The 16,641-nt window shown below is 63.6% G+C and carries 5 protein-coding genes; all 5 read left to right on the forward strand.

Going from position 1 to position 16,641, the window contains the following annotated elements:
• The first annotated feature begins 1 nt into the window (after nt 1).
• Genes EQG79_RS13520 through EQG79_RS13540 form a run of 5 tightly spaced genes read left to right on the forward strand, consistent with a single transcriptional unit; the run spans nt 2 to nt 16,610 of the window.
• Nucleotides 2–265: a hypothetical protein gene (locus EQG79_RS13520; RefSeq protein WP_129601826.1), complete on the forward strand. Its 264-nt coding sequence runs from the start codon at nt 2–4 to the stop codon at nt 263–265.
• The gene (locus tag EQG79_RS13525; RefSeq protein ID WP_129601828.1) at nt 243–3,956 is read left to right on the forward strand and encodes a hypothetical protein; all 3,714 of its coding nucleotides are present in this window, start codon (nt 243–245) and stop codon (nt 3,954–3,956) included. Before EQG79_RS13520 ends, EQG79_RS13525 begins: the two co-directional genes overlap by 23 nt.
• A gap of 49 nt (nt 3,957–4,005) precedes the next feature.
• Nucleotides 4,006–7,350: a hypothetical protein gene (locus EQG79_RS13530; protein ID WP_129601830.1), complete on the forward strand. Its 3,345-nt coding sequence runs from the start codon at nt 4,006–4,008 to the stop codon at nt 7,348–7,350.
• Nucleotides 7,351–7,371: 21 nt separating this feature from the next.
• Nucleotides 7,372–8,973, forward strand: a complete 1,602-nt coding sequence (locus tag EQG79_RS13535) for a hypothetical protein (protein WP_129601833.1) — start codon at nt 7,372–7,374, stop codon at nt 8,971–8,973.
• Nucleotides 8,973–16,610, forward strand: coding sequence for a hypothetical protein (locus EQG79_RS13540; protein ID WP_129601835.1), 7,638 nt, complete (start codon nt 8,973–8,975; stop codon nt 16,608–16,610). Before EQG79_RS13535 ends, EQG79_RS13540 begins: the two co-directional genes overlap by 1 nt.
• Nucleotides 16,611–16,641: the final 31 nt, after the last annotated feature.

Genomic DNA, 16,641 nt, shown 5'->3' on the forward strand with positions numbered 1-16,641 from the left:
CATGGAAGCTACGCCCAAATACTTTATCCTTGACCGGCGACTGATCGGCGTTGTCGAAGTTGCCAAGCGAATGGTCGAAGCTGCGGCCGGCGCATCTGCCGTGTCTGACTACCCCTGGGTAGCACTGGTGCTGATCGTTTTCCGGGTAGGCCTGTCCGGTATTGGCTACTTTTCCCTGCCCAAAAACCCGATCAACGTCAATACCGAACAGACTGTATCTATAGCCACCGAACCCAAAGCCGATGCGCCATCGCCAGACCTTTGAAAAGGGCATGTCGTCCGACCTTGCCCCCCTGCTTACTCCCCCCGGCACCTACCAGTACGCCCATAGTCTGTACCTGGGCCTGACGGGTGACGGGCGCGGCATGGCCCTGACCGTAGAAAAGCCCGAGCGACCCGTCACCGTGACGGGTCTGCCCGCGTCGTACCGGCTCGTCGGCCTGCAGGGGCTGGTTGCCTCCGGCGACTACCTCGCCTTTCTGACCAATCCCAACCGCCCGTCCGGCGTAGCCCGCGATCTGATCGCCCGGCTGACGCTGAACATCGACGGCCTGACGGCCTCGGCGCAGGTGCTCTTCGATGACCGGCGCGATCCGGCCGGGGCGCAGCTCAACCTGCCCGCCGGGGTGAAGCTGCAGACGCGGCTGGAAACCGAAACCGAAAGCCTGATGCGGGTCTACTGGAACGACGGGGTCAACGAGCCGCGCTGCTTGACGCTGGCCGACGGCTACGACGCCTTCGGCAGTCCGCACCACCTGTCCACCCAGGACTACCCCCGGCGGTGGAGCGTCCACCAGTTTGCCCTGCAGCCGGCGGTGCTGTGGGGTACGCCGATGTTTGAAAAGACCACCGAAGAAGGGTCGCTGCTGTCGGGCTTCTACCGCTACAGCTACCGCTACCGTTCGGGATCGGTAGAGTCGGCCCCCTTCCCGCTCTCTACGCCCCTGACGCTCCGCCAGGATATGGGCGAGCCCGACCTGACCAAGCCCGTACAGATGGAAGCCTCGGGGGTGTCCACCAAATCCGCCATCCACATCATTGTCGATCAGCCGGACGACCGCTGGGAAGAAGCCGAGCTGCTGATGAGCTATTCAGCCGACGGCAGCAGCTGGTCCGACCTGGTCATCGCCGACCGCAGGGCCGTACCCGAGCGGCCCTCCGTTGGGCCCGCCGAGTTGCTGCGGCTGACGCACGATAAGCCCGCCGGCCTCGGTACGACCGTATCGCTGGCGCGGCTCAGTCAGATCGATCAGGTGGTCAGTCAGGCCGGGGTGATGACGCTGCACAAGCAGAAGCTGATCCTGGGTGATCTGACCCTGTCGATGCCGCTGGACCCGCCGACCCAGACCGTGACGCTCTCGCCCAAGCTGGTGGATATGCCCCTGGACGAAAGCGGCTTTCCCACCTCCCCCAACCGGACACTGGGACTGGCCTATACCTTTAAGCAGGCGGTGAACGACCCGCCCCTGACCGAGTCGGCCTACAAACGCCAGGACGGCACCATAGCCACGCGCACCAAACCCATCGTCGCCGACTACCGCGACTACAAAGGGGTGCAGGTAGCCCATAGCCGGGTTGGTCTGCGCGGGGGCGAGAGCTACCCCTACGCCCTGGTCCTTTTCGACATGATCGGTCAGCCGACATTCGCCTGGCCCATTGGCACGTTTGCCGCACCCAACCGCTACGACGACCCCGCCGGCAACGGCACCTTTCCCTACGCGCCCACCGCTGCCCGTAATCTGGGCACGGCCCTCGGCATGGGCTTTGTCGCCCGGCCGATGGGGTTGTCCGTGTCGGGCATCAACATCCCCGTCGAGATGGTCTTCGACGCGGCCGGCCGCCAGCAGGTATCGGGCTTCGCCATCGTGCGGGGCAACCCGTCGGGTCGCATCAAAGCCCAGGGTATCGCCCTGCCCGCCCTCTGGGAGCAGGGTGGCCGCGACAAGTTCATCGTCTCCATCCCCAGCTATACCAACCACCTCACCGACCAGCCGACGAGTGACGGCTTTGGGCTGTTCAACGACATTCCGGCGAAGGCTGGGGCGGTCTATCGCCACCTGGCGGGCTGGATGACCTTTCTCTCCCCCGATCTGATGGTTGAGGGAAGTCTGGATACCAACCCGCCCACCGGCACCCGGCTCCGGCTGCTGGGCAGTATGCACGGGCCGGACGACAGCAACCACGTCCGCCAGCTCGACGGCGATAACCGCCAGCACTACGTCAAGGCGTACCGCTACATCGGCAAGTCGGCCCTGAGTCTGCGCCCGGCGGCCCGGTCCAGGCCCAACCCCGGCGAGACGACCAACATCCGCCAGGCGTACAAGACCGTGCTCAACCAGACGCTTGAAAAGTTCTACGCCGACGACCAGAGCCTGGTCTTTTCGCCGGGCGTAACCTCGTCGGCGGGGCTGGCCCAGCAGACGCCGGGCTACCTGCTCAAAGTAGACGGCTTTTCGCTGGTGGACCGGGGCGAATCCCCCACCAAGCCCGCCGGCTACGCCATCGTCAACCTCGAAGTCAACACGCCCCCGGCGGCCAGCCAGAACCAGACGTTCCAGTGGACGAACCACTTCCAGCCCCTGACCGAAATAGTGCTGGGCGAGGTGCCGCAGGTGTTTATCAGCGGCAAAGCCTGTTACCGCTTCGATGAGGTAGAGGTCTGGGGTGGCGACACCTACCTGCCCCTGATCGACATGGCCCGGATGCTGCCCTACTACGCCCCGGTTGGCGGGTATATAGCCACCGAAGGCCACGGGCACGGCATCTTTACGGTCATTGAGAGTAAGTTCAACCACGCCCTGCGCTACGGCAGAACATATAAGCACGTCGGCACCATGCCGACTATCGAAGCTACGGGGGGCGGGGGTGGCGGCTACCGGCAGGCCATCAACGTGTTTCAGCCCGAAGACTGGAACGTCAACCAGGGGCTGCAGAGTAAAGAAACCGTCCGGCTGTTTCAGCCGCTGCCGGCCGACATCCGGCTCGAACGGCGGTGGCCACAGGGACTGGCGTGGTCGCAGGTCAAAAGCGACGGCCAGCGGCTGGACGCCTACCGACGCATACCGGCTCCAAACCTGTTTCTGCTCGAAGGCGAGAACGGCCCCGTCACCGGCTTTGCCGTGTTGTTCGGCGAACTCTACGCGGGTCAGTTCCGGGCCGTCAGCAAGGTGCGGGTCAACGAGCGGCAGCTCATCACCGACGCCACGGGCAAACCCCTGCAGATCGGCGAGGCTTCGGGGGCTGAAATCTCCGGAGCCGATACGCTGACGAGCCGCATTGGCTGGCAGGCGGTGAGCCACTACGTTGTCACCAGCCGGGCGTTCTACTGGCTCGACCGGCGCAATGGCAAGTTCTACCGCTTCTCCCAGGCGGGCATCGACTGTCTCTCGGATCGGGACGGTCTGCATGACGCCCTGCAGAACACGGACCTGTCGGCCTTCTCGGTGGTCTATGACGAAGAGAACGAACTGGTGCATCTGCTCTGCGCGAGTGAGCGCATCAGCTACAGCGAGAAGGCCAACGCCTTTGTCGCCTGGCACGACTGGGTAAACGGGCTGGCATGGGCCATCAGCGGCCACGTCCTGGTCACCAGCCCCGACGGCAGCAGCCTCTTTCGGATGGGGAAAGACCCGGACAGCCGGCCCGTGCTGCGCTACCGGCACGTACCCCAGCCCGGCCAGCCGCTGTACTTCGACAACATCCTCATTGGCCTGCGTCCTGACTGGATCGAAGCCATTGATGTGGAGTCCAGCATGGGTCAGCAGGTCACCCTGACGCCGGACACGGACGGGCGGTTTCGCTTTCGGGATGGCCGACTGCTCGGCCCCCTGCGCGGGCGTAGTCAGAGTTACCGCATGTACGGCGAGTGGATCAGCATCAGCATCACCATGACGCCCACCGCCGACCCGACCCTGCTGCTTTCGGAGATTGAGGGCCGACTACTCTATCGCAGTTGAAAGTCAACTAAAATCAACCTAACTTTCGGCTGATAACTCCACACATACAATGGCAACATTCTCCACCTCTACGCCCCTGACAACCTACTGGACCCCGCCGACGGTGGCGAAGGGGTGGGATAAGGCCATGCTGGGCCTGACGGGCTACAAGGAAGACGGCACCCAGAACACCTTCGGTAAGATCGGCAGCTGGATACCCGGCTTCAACCTGGCCCAGAACGCAGCGGCCCAGAACACGGCCCGTAACGCCGGCCTGACCGACGTGGCCAACACTATCGCCGACGACTTCGACAACCGGCTGGGGAAACTCAAGACGGTGGGCGGGGTCGCCCTGGGGGTAGCGGGTGGTGTGACAGGCAACCCCGCCCTGATCCAACGGGGGCTCTCCATGTCGGCGTCGGGCGTGACGGGTCTGGCAGCCGATCCCGGCCAGACGCCGATGGCGGGGCAGTCGTACCTGCAGGCGTTTGCCGGTGGTGGCGTCTACGGTCCCGGCAAAGGGGCGACGATGGCTGCCGACCGCACCGCAGTAGCCAGGCCGATGCTGGCTGGCCAGACGACAGGTGGACTGGGCAAGGCGGTCAACAGCGTGACCAAACCCGCCGACGAGTTTACCCAGATGTCGCAGGAGATGGTAGCCCGCGACGGCACCGACTACGTGCGCAACTGGGTGCGGCAGTCGGCGGCAATGGGCCGGGCCGGGCTTCGCCCCGGTGACGCGGTCTACGCCGGGCTGCTTAACACCCCGACGGTGATGAACACCAACGCTGCCTACAACTCAGTCAGTGCCGGCAACGACTCAGGTGGGCAGTACGACCCCATGACCAAAGAAGCCATCCTTCGACCCAACGCCGATCCGCTGGTTATCCAGTCAGCGGCCACCCATGAGGTTACTCACCAGTGGCAGGACATGATGGGAGATCGCAGCCTGTCCGGGCCGGGTCAGCGGTCGGTTACCAATCCTGCCTGGGCGGCTTCGGAGAGTTTGATCCGCCAGTCGGTTGCCGGCTCCTCGAAGGCCAGCAAAGACCCCTACCTTACCCAGCCGATTGAGGTTCACTCGCGGATCATGGAGATGCGGCAGGCGGCCGACCTCAAGCCGGGGCAGGTGGTCACCCCGGAGTTGTACCAGAAAGTAAAGCGGTCGGCCGAGCAGTATGCCCCGAACGCCGTGGGTGGACTGAATCGGGTACTGGACGAAAAGCAGATCATTGATCTGATGAATAAGACGGTCAGCAATGACCAGCCCCAGACCGATCCCACACTCTTTGCTGCTGCCGAGGGTGGTGTTTATCAGCCGCCGGGAGGCACCCGCCTTCCCACGAGGGATGAGTTGATTCGTATGGGTGTATCTCCACAACAGGCAGATCAGTACCTGGCGGCACGAATAAACCAGTCGGCATCGCCACCCGCCCACCGATCCGCCACCAGGCCATCGTCCACCCCGCCCCCTGCGACTACATCCGCGCCACCCCGCCGAACTAACCCGATGCCGCTAATGGACCTGCCTGACAATGTCGCACGCACGGACACGGACCAAACAGCAACGTCCCGGCCTGTTAGTTTATTCAAGAGACCCAACGAAGGTTATCAGACCCCCCAGACGTTCTCAAAAGGGGAGCCGGAGCGTCTGTACCAGAAGAATGCCCAAAAAGGGACTGATTATGTACGAAACTGGATACGTCAGTCAGCAGCTATGGGTCGGGCCGGGCTTCGACCGGAAGACGCGGTTGCTGCCAGCCGGATTGCCAATCCAGTTATCGTCAAGTCGAAGGAAGAGTTTGACCGGATATATGAGGGGAACACAGCAGACGTTGGTGCATTCTACCAATCAAAGGTAGATAGCAGCTTTATTCCCAGCACACAAGGATTTGCTGCCGACACACATGCCGCGCACGAAGCGACCCATCAATGGCAGCGGGCTATGGGCGACCAAACCATAACCAGACTTGGCGCGGGTCAGGCAATAACACCTGGCTGGGCGGCCTCCGAAGCATTAATTCGGCAGGCGGTCCATAGCTCGTCAAAGGCGTCCAAAGACGATTACCTCACCAAGCCTGTTGAGGTTCACGCCCGGATCATGCAACTACGCCGGGCCGGAAACCTCAAGCCGGGACAGGTCGTGACCCCGTCGCTTTATCGACAGCTAGTAAATAAGGTGGTCCCTAGACTGAACGAAGAACTCAATCAGGTGCTGGATGAAAAGCAGATTATTGACCTGATGAACAAAACCGTAAGCAACGATATGCCCCAGGATCAGACGACCTTCGCTGCCTACAAGGGTGGCGCACTACCCGGTATCGGCGGACCCGTTGCCGGTCAAGTTCGACAGTATAGCCCCGGCAGCCGGCAGGAAGACCAGCTCATCGTGGACCAGACGACGGGGCAGGTGAACGGACTCATGCGGGCCGGCGAGCTGATCTTCGATCAGAAAGCCAAACAGACCATCGACCGGCTCATCGACGGCGGCACCGCTGCCGAGCTGGGCAACTTCATCAAAAAGGAACGGGCGACCCATCCCGACCAGACGCAGGCGTTTTGGGAGGGCGGGGTCAGCGAAGACCCGGCCTACTGGACGCGGATGCTCAACCCGATATCACCCATCAACATGGCCAAGCCCATCGTTCCCCAGCGGCCGTCTACCCCCTTCACCCCGACCATTAAACCCATTGATCAGGCGCAGAAAGCCATCGGCTCCCTGTCTACCCAGGCGACGGGATCGGCGGGCGCATCGGCCCCATCCGCGAAGATGGGCGTCGGCGACTGGGCCAGCATCGGCATGGATGCGCTGGGGGCTATCGGCTCGGCCATTGGGGCTAACCGAAAGCTGCCGACCCAGACGGTCACCCCGGCCTGGCAGAGCTACCTCAACGAAGTGTCGGCCCGCGCCGATCAGGGACTGTTGCCGTCGGAGCGGGCAGCGGCCGAGCGGGCCATCGGCTCGGGCTACGACCGGCAGGTGCAGAGCATCGCCGATGTCGTGGGGGGCGGTGGCAGCGGAGCGGCCGTGCTGTCGGCTCTGGGTACGGCGGGGCGCAACACGCTGGACGCCGGACTCAACCTCGAACTGGCAGCGGCCGATCGTCGCCGGCAGAACCTCGGCGTCTACGGACAGGCGGTGGGTCAGCAGATGGCGCAGGACAACCAGAACTATTCGCTGGCCTACAACAACGCCGTTAACAGCCGGGACGCCTTTACCAAAAGCATGGTCGCCAACCTGCAGCAGATCGGCAACCGATTCAGCTACAACCAGACCTACGGCCCCGGCTCGGCGTTCCAGACCCTGCAGGCCGAGATGGCGAAGATGGGTCAGGGCTACCAGCAGTCGGCTAACGCGCCCTTCGCCGGCTTCTCCGCGCCGATTGGTATCAACACCAGCTTCGGCAAAAAGTAATCCACCTACTGATTCACACCGATGACACCCATAACGCCCGGCTTTGCCCCTAACCCCAACTCAGCCCCCTCTCCTACGCTGGCGGCTGCGCTGATGCCGACCGAGAATCTGGCCCAGCGCAGGGCGGATCAGCAGGCCGGGCTGTATTTCCAGTCGCAGCTCAACGAGGTGTGGCGGCAGCAGAACGCCGAACGGCAGGCCGCCATCGTGGACCTGGAAAAGACCAACAACCAGATCGGCAGCATGGGTCTGCTCGGCCCCGACGCCAGCCGGCTCTACAACCAGTTCGCCGAACCCTGGCGCAGAAAGGTCGAAGACATCATCAAGAACGAATACCAGGGCGACGTGCGTAGGTTCCGGCGCGAGAAGGGCGACTACCTCATGGGCGAGTTCAACACCATGCTCACCACCAGCCGGGAGTTGCAGCAGGCCCAGCAGAACAAAACCAACTACGCCCTCTGGCTCAAAGACAAGCAGGATGGCAAGCTGGCCCTGGGCGACATGGACACGGCCTTCGCCCAGTTTACCAACGGGGATCGGCCGGACCTGCCCTATGCCGGTGGCTATGAGCCGCCCAAGAATGTCTTCGACCGGATCGCCAAAGGCACCAAGCCCGGCTACGAGTGGGGGCTGTCGGTCAAGGACGAGCGGGGCAACCACATCGGCTACGCGCCCGTGCCGGCCTCAAGGGAAGACATCTACCGAGAAGCCCTCAATGACGGGCTCTCTCCCGCCCAAGCCAGCGACTACGTGGACAACAAACTCCGCTATCAGGGCGGGGTGAACTGGGGCATGAAGCAGCCCGACCCCTACAAGCTCCGTCAGGACGCCATCGAAAACGAGCAGTGGAAGATGAAGTTCAACCAGGCCGAGCGGTTCCAGGCGCAGGACATCGGCGAACGCCGGGCCGACCGCGCTGCCCGTGAAAAGGCACGAAAGGAAGAAGCGGCCGCCAAAGCCAAAGTGCCCGGCGCGGGTCTGCCGTCCTACTACGACCGACTGTTTTCGACGACGGGCTTCAACGAGCGGTTCCAGGTGCCGGGCCAGTCGGGCCTTTCCTTCCCCCAGCGCAGCGGTATCGTGGCCGGGGAGCGCGACGCCCTGCTGGCCGCGCTGGGCTACGACGATAAGAACGCCCGCGAGTTGACCAACGCCGACAATCCGGCCATACCACAGGACAAACCCATAAAGGTCAATGCCGTGACGCCGGGGCAGGTGATGTACCGCGTCGGGGGTGGACAGACGGTGACGGGGCCAGCGGTGATCTCGGCCGACGGCAGCAAGGTCATCCCGATGAAAGACGGCATCCTGCGCGAAGTGACCGAGATTGATCCCAGCCGCATCATCCAGCTGCCGGCGGCCCGCTTCGGTGGTCCGGCCGGGGTGCCCATCATGGCCGTCAAGGCGAAGGTCAACCTCAAGGCCGCCGACGGCACAACCAAATTCAATCAGGACGTGTTTATTCCCGTCTCTACCAGCATGAACACCCGAGCGGGCCTGACCGATCTGACCCCCTTCGGGTCGCCCAACCCCCGCGCTGCGGCCATGCAGCCCACGGGCTACGACGGCCCCGACCAGCCCACCACCCGAACCTACGTCCAGCAACTCCTTAACGAAGACTGATGCAGCCACTACCCCCTTCGCAGTACGGAAAGCCCGCAGCGGCTGCCAGCCCGGCCGACTCGCTGAGCTTCGGCGGTGATATGCCGCCCGTGCGCAGCAGCCCGCCCGCCTACAAACGCAACGATCCGCTGGTGGCTGGCGTCGCCAAAGCCATTGAGCAAAACGGACTGGGCACCTACGACCAGGTGATGAACCGCTGGAACAATGCCGTTGCCAAAGGGCCGGACTACGTCGATCAGTTCATGCCCAAGCTCGAAGAGCTGGGCCGCATCGCCGGCACCGAAATCAACCGGGCGGCCTTTCTGCCGGGTGGGGCCGAGCGGCTGGCCGGCCCTAAGACCGCCCCGCCGTCCGAGCCGGGGCTGGCCGCCACCACGCGGGGCGTAGGCAAAGGCCTGTGGAACGGGCTAGTGTCGCTGGCGCAGGGCGTTGTTGAGCTGCCCGAGACGGTACTCGGGGCCGAGCGCGGCATCGAAGCCGGCATGATGGCCGCCGGTCAGGTGATCAGGGGCGACGTACCCCGCACCGCCGAAGGGTTCGGACAGGCCTTCGACGCGGCCGACCAGCAGATCGGCCAGTCTTCACTCGGTCTGGGTAAGTCCGACGCGGTGCTGAACCGGTTACGCTCGGTCAGCGAGTTTATCAACAACGGACTCGAACAGGTGAAGTTCGCCGTCGATCCCAAGACGCTGCTGTCGTATAACGACGGCGTCGAGTGGACAGGTGCGCTGGACGAAGGCACCGGGGCGGCCCTGGGCGAAGGACTCTTCACCGCCATCTCGGCAATGGCCCCCGCGCTGGGAGCCGCCAGGATCGGCCAGCTTCCCAAACTCATCCGGGCCGCCGAGCTGGCCGGTGATCTGGCCGAAGCGGGCGTCCTGACAGCTCGCCTGCGCCAGACGCAGATGGGCCTCTCTACGCTGTCGTCCACCGTTTCGATGGTTCGCCCCATCACCGAAGAAGCCAGGGCTGCTGGCCTCTCGCCTACCGAGACGAGCCTGTTTGCTGGCCTGCTGGCTCCCGTCATGGGGGTGATGGAAAGCCGGCTCGGCATCGAAAAGAACTTTTTCGCGGGAGCCGGCCGCAGCATCCGCGACTCGGCCATCAAGGCGGGCCTCGCCGAACTGCGGGCGGGCGTCAGTGAAGCCTCGCTGCGTCAGGCGGCCAAATCCACCACCAACGCCCTGATGCGGGGCATCAAGGCGGCCCCGGCCAACATCCTCGAAGGGGTCATCAAAGAAGGGGTCTACGAAGAAGGGCTGCAGTCGGCGGGCGAAGAGTTCGCCAAGCTGATCTTCAACAACACCGTTGGGGCCAATGCCGCCACGGGCAAGGGGCAGTTCGACCAGTCCATGAACAGCGTGCTCAACAACATCATCGGCTCCATGTCGATGGGCGCAGCGGTGGGCGGCTTTCTCAATACGTTCCATAACTCGGGCGCGATGACGCCAACGCTCTTCGGGGCCATCGACCAGCGCATCCGCGAGGGTCAGGGCGTCGAAGACGTGCAGCAGTGGCTGAGTCCGATGCTGGACGGCCTGGACAGTCAGCCGAACCTATCGCCCCAGGCGCGGCAAGAGATACGCCAGAACGCGGCCGACCTCATCGACGTGGCCATGCGCTTCTCGCGCCTGCCGAACACGACCGCCTTTCAGCGGTATCAGTATTACGACATCACCCGCAATCACATCCCCGAAGTCAGCGGCCGGATCATGGCCGCCGAAGCGGTCGCCAACGAACTACCTGCCCTGCAGGAACAGTACGCAGCGGCCCAGGGTGACGATAAGATCGACATTGCCGCCCGGATCGCCGAGATCAACGCGGCCCTGCCCGAAGGATACAGCGACAGCGAACGGGCCAAAGATGACCGCCGGATGCGCTTTCTCACCGATCAGGTGGACGGACTGCTGACGGGCCGCCAGGCCACAGCCGTCTCGGAAGGGCTGGGCCATATCGACCGGCTGGACGTGGGGATGCTGGCCAGCGGACAGGGCGAGAACGGGCCCGTGTCCGGCTCTATCGTAGACATCTCCGCCGACGGTCAGCGGGTCACCATCAGCCAGCCGACCGAAGATGGTCAGCCGGACGTACCCGTCACCCTGCCCGCCGGTAAAGTCGTTGTGCGCAACGAAGCCGACATGGCTCCCCCATCGGTCAGCGTCGCCAATCCGCGCACCGTCGCCGAGGAGCCCGGCTTTGTCACCGCCGAGATCAAACCGCTGTCGGCTTACCAGCCCGGCGAGTTCGTCCGGCTGTCGGGCATCGCCGACCCTATCCGCGTGGACGCCGTCAGCAGCGAGGACGGTCAGGTGCCGACGATCACCCTGGCGATGCCGGGTGAGGGCGGGGTTACGTCCCAGACCTACGACATGGAGCAGCTACTGAGCGACGCCGACAACGGCTTTATCGGCGGCTACGATCCCGAGCTGGCTCTGCAGCAGGAAGCCAACGCCCGGCGCGAGGCCCAGACCAACCAGCTTCGCGCCAGGCTGGAAGCCAAACTCAGCCCGACGACGGTAGCCGCCATCAACGCCCTGCCGGACGCGGCCCTGCTGGGTCGGCGCGACGGCTTCAAGGGGCGTACCGTGGCCGCCGACGAGCGGCCCCTGCGCGACTACATCAACTTCATCGCCGATCAGCGCGGCCTGACCGCTGCCCCCGCCAATGAAACAAACCCGACCAGTCCCTCACCCACGCCCGATTCGCCCCAGCCCGTATCCACGGCGGCCGATCCCCAGTCTATCCTGGAAAACGGGCCGGTAGCCTACGACCCCGAGAACGGCATCGTCCTGATCAACGGCCTGCCCTATACGCTGCCCGAGGGGCAGGTGCTGGCCGACGCCTTCGCCTACGACAAGAACGGCAAACTCTTCGGCGTGAAGCTGGTGGACAGCAAAGGTGTCGAGCGGACCATCCGCAAGGGCGATGTGCTTTCTGCCTTGCAGGTGCTCGATCTGCAGGCGCAGATGAGTGCGCTGCCGGGGCCGGTGGTTGGTCAGGCCATCGAAGAAGCCATCGCCGACACCCAGGCCGAAGCCGCCGAGTCGGCCACCGACCCCGACGCGCTGACGCCCGTAGGCCAGCAGCGCATGAACCAGGCTGTCGCCCTGTTCGACGCGGTCTATTCGTCGGATACGGTAGCGCAGATCGTGCAGGCGCAGGGTGAAGGCTTTACCGCCGATGAGATCGGCGCGGCCAGCTCGGTCGTGCAGTCGGTAGCGGCTCAGCTCGAAGCCATGCGCCCAGGCGACGGCCTGATCGCATCCGACGCCGAGGTGCTGGGTCGCTATATTGACGAAAATATACCCGGCTTGTACCAGGTAAACGAAGTGCTTACCACGCTTTATGAATTAGCCCAAACCAACAATGGAGAGTCCACAACCCCGGCCGGAAACCCCGCCGACAATACAGACCAGCCCGGTGCAGTGGCAGAACCCGGCCAGGGCCAAAGCGATCCGCTCCCTGCCGATGCAGGCGTTGCTGTTCAACCTGAACCGGCAGCTGCACCGCCTGCCGCCGACCCAACGCCAGCAGGTGCTGAGCCGGCTGTCGCAGTCGCTGGCAACGATCAGCCCGATGGTAGCGTTGCGGACGGAGCAGTTGCAGAACCAGGTGCGCCAGCAAATCCAGACGGCGGTACGGCTCCCGTTGGGAATCCGGACGCGCTGAACCAGCCCGTCTCCGACAGCGACTACCGCGCCTTCCGGCAAGACCCGTCGGGTTTCCTGCTCACGCCCGAACTGGCGCAGGGCATCGCCGACCGCATCCGCGAAGGCCGCTCCGACACCCGCGATCAGGTGATCTACCAGAACCGCCGGGCCGAGATTGACCCCCTCATCGCCCGTGGCCGGGGGCTGACGACGACTCCGGCTACTCCCCCGTCCGGCATGGCTGACATCAACCTGGACGGCATGGACGCTACCGATCTCGAACTGGCCGCTGCCGAAAGCGGACGAGCAGCCACGCCCCTGTCCGTGAGGTCTTCGACCGTGGAAGCTGCGGTGGGCATGGATGTGCAGGTGGGCCGCACCAACCCCTTCGAGGCCAAGATCATTGGCTTCACCGAAGACGGGCAGGTGGTGGTGAACCGCGACCGACTGGGTAAGAAAGGTAAGTTCACCTACCCCCTCGACGCCGTGCGGGACGGGCGGGGCGTTCGCTCCCTGACGCTGCCGGCCAACATCCACGAAGCCAACGCAGCCGCCGTGGCCGCTCCATCTACCCCCTCGGTGGGTGAACCCGTCGCGGCCCAAAACGTTGCCGTCGAAGGCTACTACAAAAACTATACGCTGCCGGGAGCCGGCAAGAAAGGTTACCTCGTCCGCGTGGCGGCCCTGAACACCACCGCCGACGGCAAGGTCATTGCCGACGTGTACGTCGTGGCTACCAAAGAACGCCGGTCGATCCTGGCCAGCAAGCTCATGGAAGCCAGCGAGGCCGAGCAGAACCAGGCGAAGGCACTGGTGGACAAAGCCATTCCCAAGCGGCTGCCGACGATCCGGGAGCAGCGGGTGCCCGACGGACGAACGCTGACATCTGACCCCATCGGCCGGGCCCGGCTTGAAGCGATGGCCAGCCGGCTCGGCAACGCCTTTCCGAGGGTGCGGGTCGAGATACTGTCCAACGAGGCCATGACCGAAGGCTTCGGCGAGGGGTTACTGGGCAGCGTTCGGGACGGGGTCGTCTACCTCAACGCCGACTACGCCACCGCCGACGCGCCCATCCACGAATTTGGCCACGTCTACACCACCCTGGCCAAAGCCGAGATGCCCGACCTCTACCAGTCGGGTCTGGACCTGGTGCGGGGCAGCGAGTACGAAAGCCGGGTGCGGGATACCTACGCCGGCCGGGGGCTCAGCGATGAGCAGCTACTCGAAGAAGCCCTGGTTACCGCCATCGGCGAACGCGGGGCCGCCATGACCCGGCCCACTATCGCTAAGCGGTTCGCCACCTGGCTGCGGGTGATGATGAAGCGGATCGGCGCGAAGCTGGGCCTGACCCTTTCGCCCGAGACGACCCTGGACGCCTTCGCCGACGCCCGTGCCGAAGAACTCCTCGCCGGACTACCCCTCTCGCTGGCGACCAGTGAGCAGATCGGCGACCTGTCGGCGCAGCTGGACATGGCCCCCGACCGGGCCCGGCTGCACACGGGCCCACTGCCGGCGGTGATCGACAACAACTGGCTGGCCCAGCACACACTCAGTAAAGACCAGCAGGATCAGCTGCTGCAGTACGGCTGGGCGTCGCCCGACCCCGATACCGGGGAGATGGTGCGCGTCGCGCCCGACCTGGCCGCCCAGCAGGCCGACGTGGATACGGCCCGCCAACTCTACAAAGGCAAGCTGTATGCCGCCCTGCGCACCGCAGCCTACACGATGGACATCCGCAACCTCGCCCGGCTGGTGTACGGCGAGGGTAGCAAAACGGCCAAGAACCTGATCGGCCTGCTGGATGCGTCGCGCAACCGCACGGCGGGTCTGCAGGTCATCAAGCACGACGCCCTCAACGCCCTCTACGAAACCGGCCGGGGGCTGACGACGCACCGCTCCCTGACGGCGGTAGAAGATGTGCCCCGATTCTCCACCACCGCCGTCGTCAACGGACAGGCGGGCAGTATCGACATTCCGGTGGACCGGGTGCTGACCATCGTGGCCCAGCACAAGACCATCATGGCCAACACCAACGGCGGCAGGAAACTGGTGAACGGGGTAGAGACGCGCATTACCCCACCCGTCTTCGAGATGATCTCGCCCGACGACGACACGCAGACGCTCAGCGTTGCGCTGAGTCTGGACGAGCTGCGCGACCTGGAAGCCCGCGTCGATGCCGACCCCACCCTGACGCAGATGCTGGACACCTGGCGGACGATGCGCGACGGCTTCGCCCCGGTGGTGGCCGACACCTACCAGACCTCGACGGGCGGCAGCCTGCGGCTCTACAACGAATACTTCCCCCTGCGCACCATCCGCGACGAGAAAGAAATCAACCGGCGCAGTGTCAGCCAGACCGTTGAGGATGTTGGTCTGCTGCAAAGCCGCACGGGTATTCCGTCCCGGCTGATCGTAGAGCCCTTTACGGCGGTGGTGGAACGCTACGCTAGGCAGGCCGAAAGCTACGTGCAGTACCAGCCGGTGTACGCCGAGATGGAGCGGCTGCACGTAGCCCAGGCCAACGGCTATACCGGCAACCAGAAAAACTACTGGAAGTCGGTAGGGCTCGGCGGTACGGGCGGGCCGGAGTCGGCCTGGCTGACGGCGATGGACCGGCTGGGCAAACCCCATGTCAGCCGCAACCAGTACGCGGTTTCTATAATGGGACTGAGTGTGGGAAATCTAATGAAGAGAGCGACCATTAGTCGGTTTGCTACTAACTTTTCAGTAGGTCTCAAACAGACCACTGGCTATATTGCAGCCTTTGGATCAGGTTTCATTGACAGTAAATACTTATGGACCGAGATGCCCCACTACGGCAAGATGATCGGCGAGAGCTACGTACTCATCGGGCGGGGCGGCAAACCCGAGTGGTATAACGGCAGCCCGACCGACTTTGATCTGGCCGAGCAGGAGCTGCGTCAGGTCGCCCAGCTACCGGGCGGGGAAGCTGCCAACGTCCTGCTGTGGCGTCTGCTGGGCGAAGCCACGCCGGATGTTGACTTTGACACATGGCAACAGTATAGTCAAAATCCGACCCGAACCAAGCGGATTGGTCAGAAAATGAGGGGCTTTATTGAAGAGTATGGATTGTCTGCCATTCAGCGGGCGGACAAGGCCGTCGTGGCCTCTTTTTACCGGGCGGCACTGGCCCAGGCGCAGGACACCATGCCGACGGCTTCGCCCGAGGAGCATCGGCTGGACGCGGCCCGCCGGGCGGTGGGGGCTCTCTACTACTCCAACCAGACCTACGATCAGACCGACCGGGCGGCCATCCAGATGATTGACAACCCGGTGGCTAGAATGATGAATATGTATCGGGGGCAGGCTGCCAAGATTTCCAACACCACTTACCAGCGTATTCTGGAAGCCGGCGCGGCTACCGACCCTACCCTCAAGGCGCAAGCCAGGGGTAGATTAGCCCTTCAACTGGGCTTGAACGCGGTCATTATTCCTGCCATTACCGCAGCCATCAATGCGCTGGCAAAGTACGTCAGAAACTTATTGGCCGACGATGAAGAAAAGCGGAAAACAGAAACGGACGAATATTTCTGGGATGTGGCGTCACAGACGCTGTCCACGTACCTGCCGCCCATTGCCAATGAGCTTGTTGGTGGGGCAATTGCCACCCTGCAAGACAAGCCGTGGGCGGATGAGATGTTTACGGAGACCGGCCTCAATGGCGTTGGTAAGTTCTTTTTCCATGCCGTGTCCCTGATTCGATTTGTGGGGCCGTTCGGTGAGTTTAAAAATGAAGCCGACTACGAAAAGCAACTCAACAAAGAAATACAGAGTCTGCTCCGTTCGGGAGCGGAGGTGGGCGGCATTCCTCAAGAAGTTATTAGGCAGATTAATATTCAGATCAACAACCAACTACCGCAGAAGGCGATAAGAAAAGAGCCGACTAGCTACACTGGGTTTGAAGTAATCAGTGGCGACGCCCCGACGGGTGGAGACCAGAAACGCATTCGCTCATCTCCCTACTAAGGGTAGTATTCATAGCGGAGTGGCTTTTGGT

Origin of the sequence: Spirosoma sordidisoli, from assembly GCF_004138325.1 — a bacterium.
Classification (GTDB): Bacteria; Bacteroidota; Bacteroidia; order Cytophagales; family Spirosomataceae; genus Spirosoma; species Spirosoma sordidisoli.

What these genes read in the sequence shown, in the direction of transcription:
- EQG79_RS13520 (WP_129601826.1), top strand. Translation starts at nt 2, where the DNA reads ATGGAAGCTACGCCCAAATACTTTATCCTTGACCGGCGACTGATCGGC.
- EQG79_RS13525 (WP_129601828.1), top strand. Translation starts at nt 243, where the DNA reads ATGCGCCATCGCCAGACCTTTGAAAAGGGCATGTCGTCCGACCTTGCC.
- EQG79_RS13530 (WP_129601830.1), top strand. Translation starts at nt 4,006, where the DNA reads ATGGCAACATTCTCCACCTCTACGCCCCTGACAACCTACTGGACCCCG.
- EQG79_RS13535 (WP_129601833.1), top strand. Translation starts at nt 7,372, where the DNA reads ATGACACCCATAACGCCCGGCTTTGCCCCTAACCCCAACTCAGCCCCC.
- EQG79_RS13540 (WP_129601835.1), top strand. Translation starts at nt 8,973, where the DNA reads ATGCAGCCACTACCCCCTTCGCAGTACGGAAAGCCCGCAGCGGCTGCC.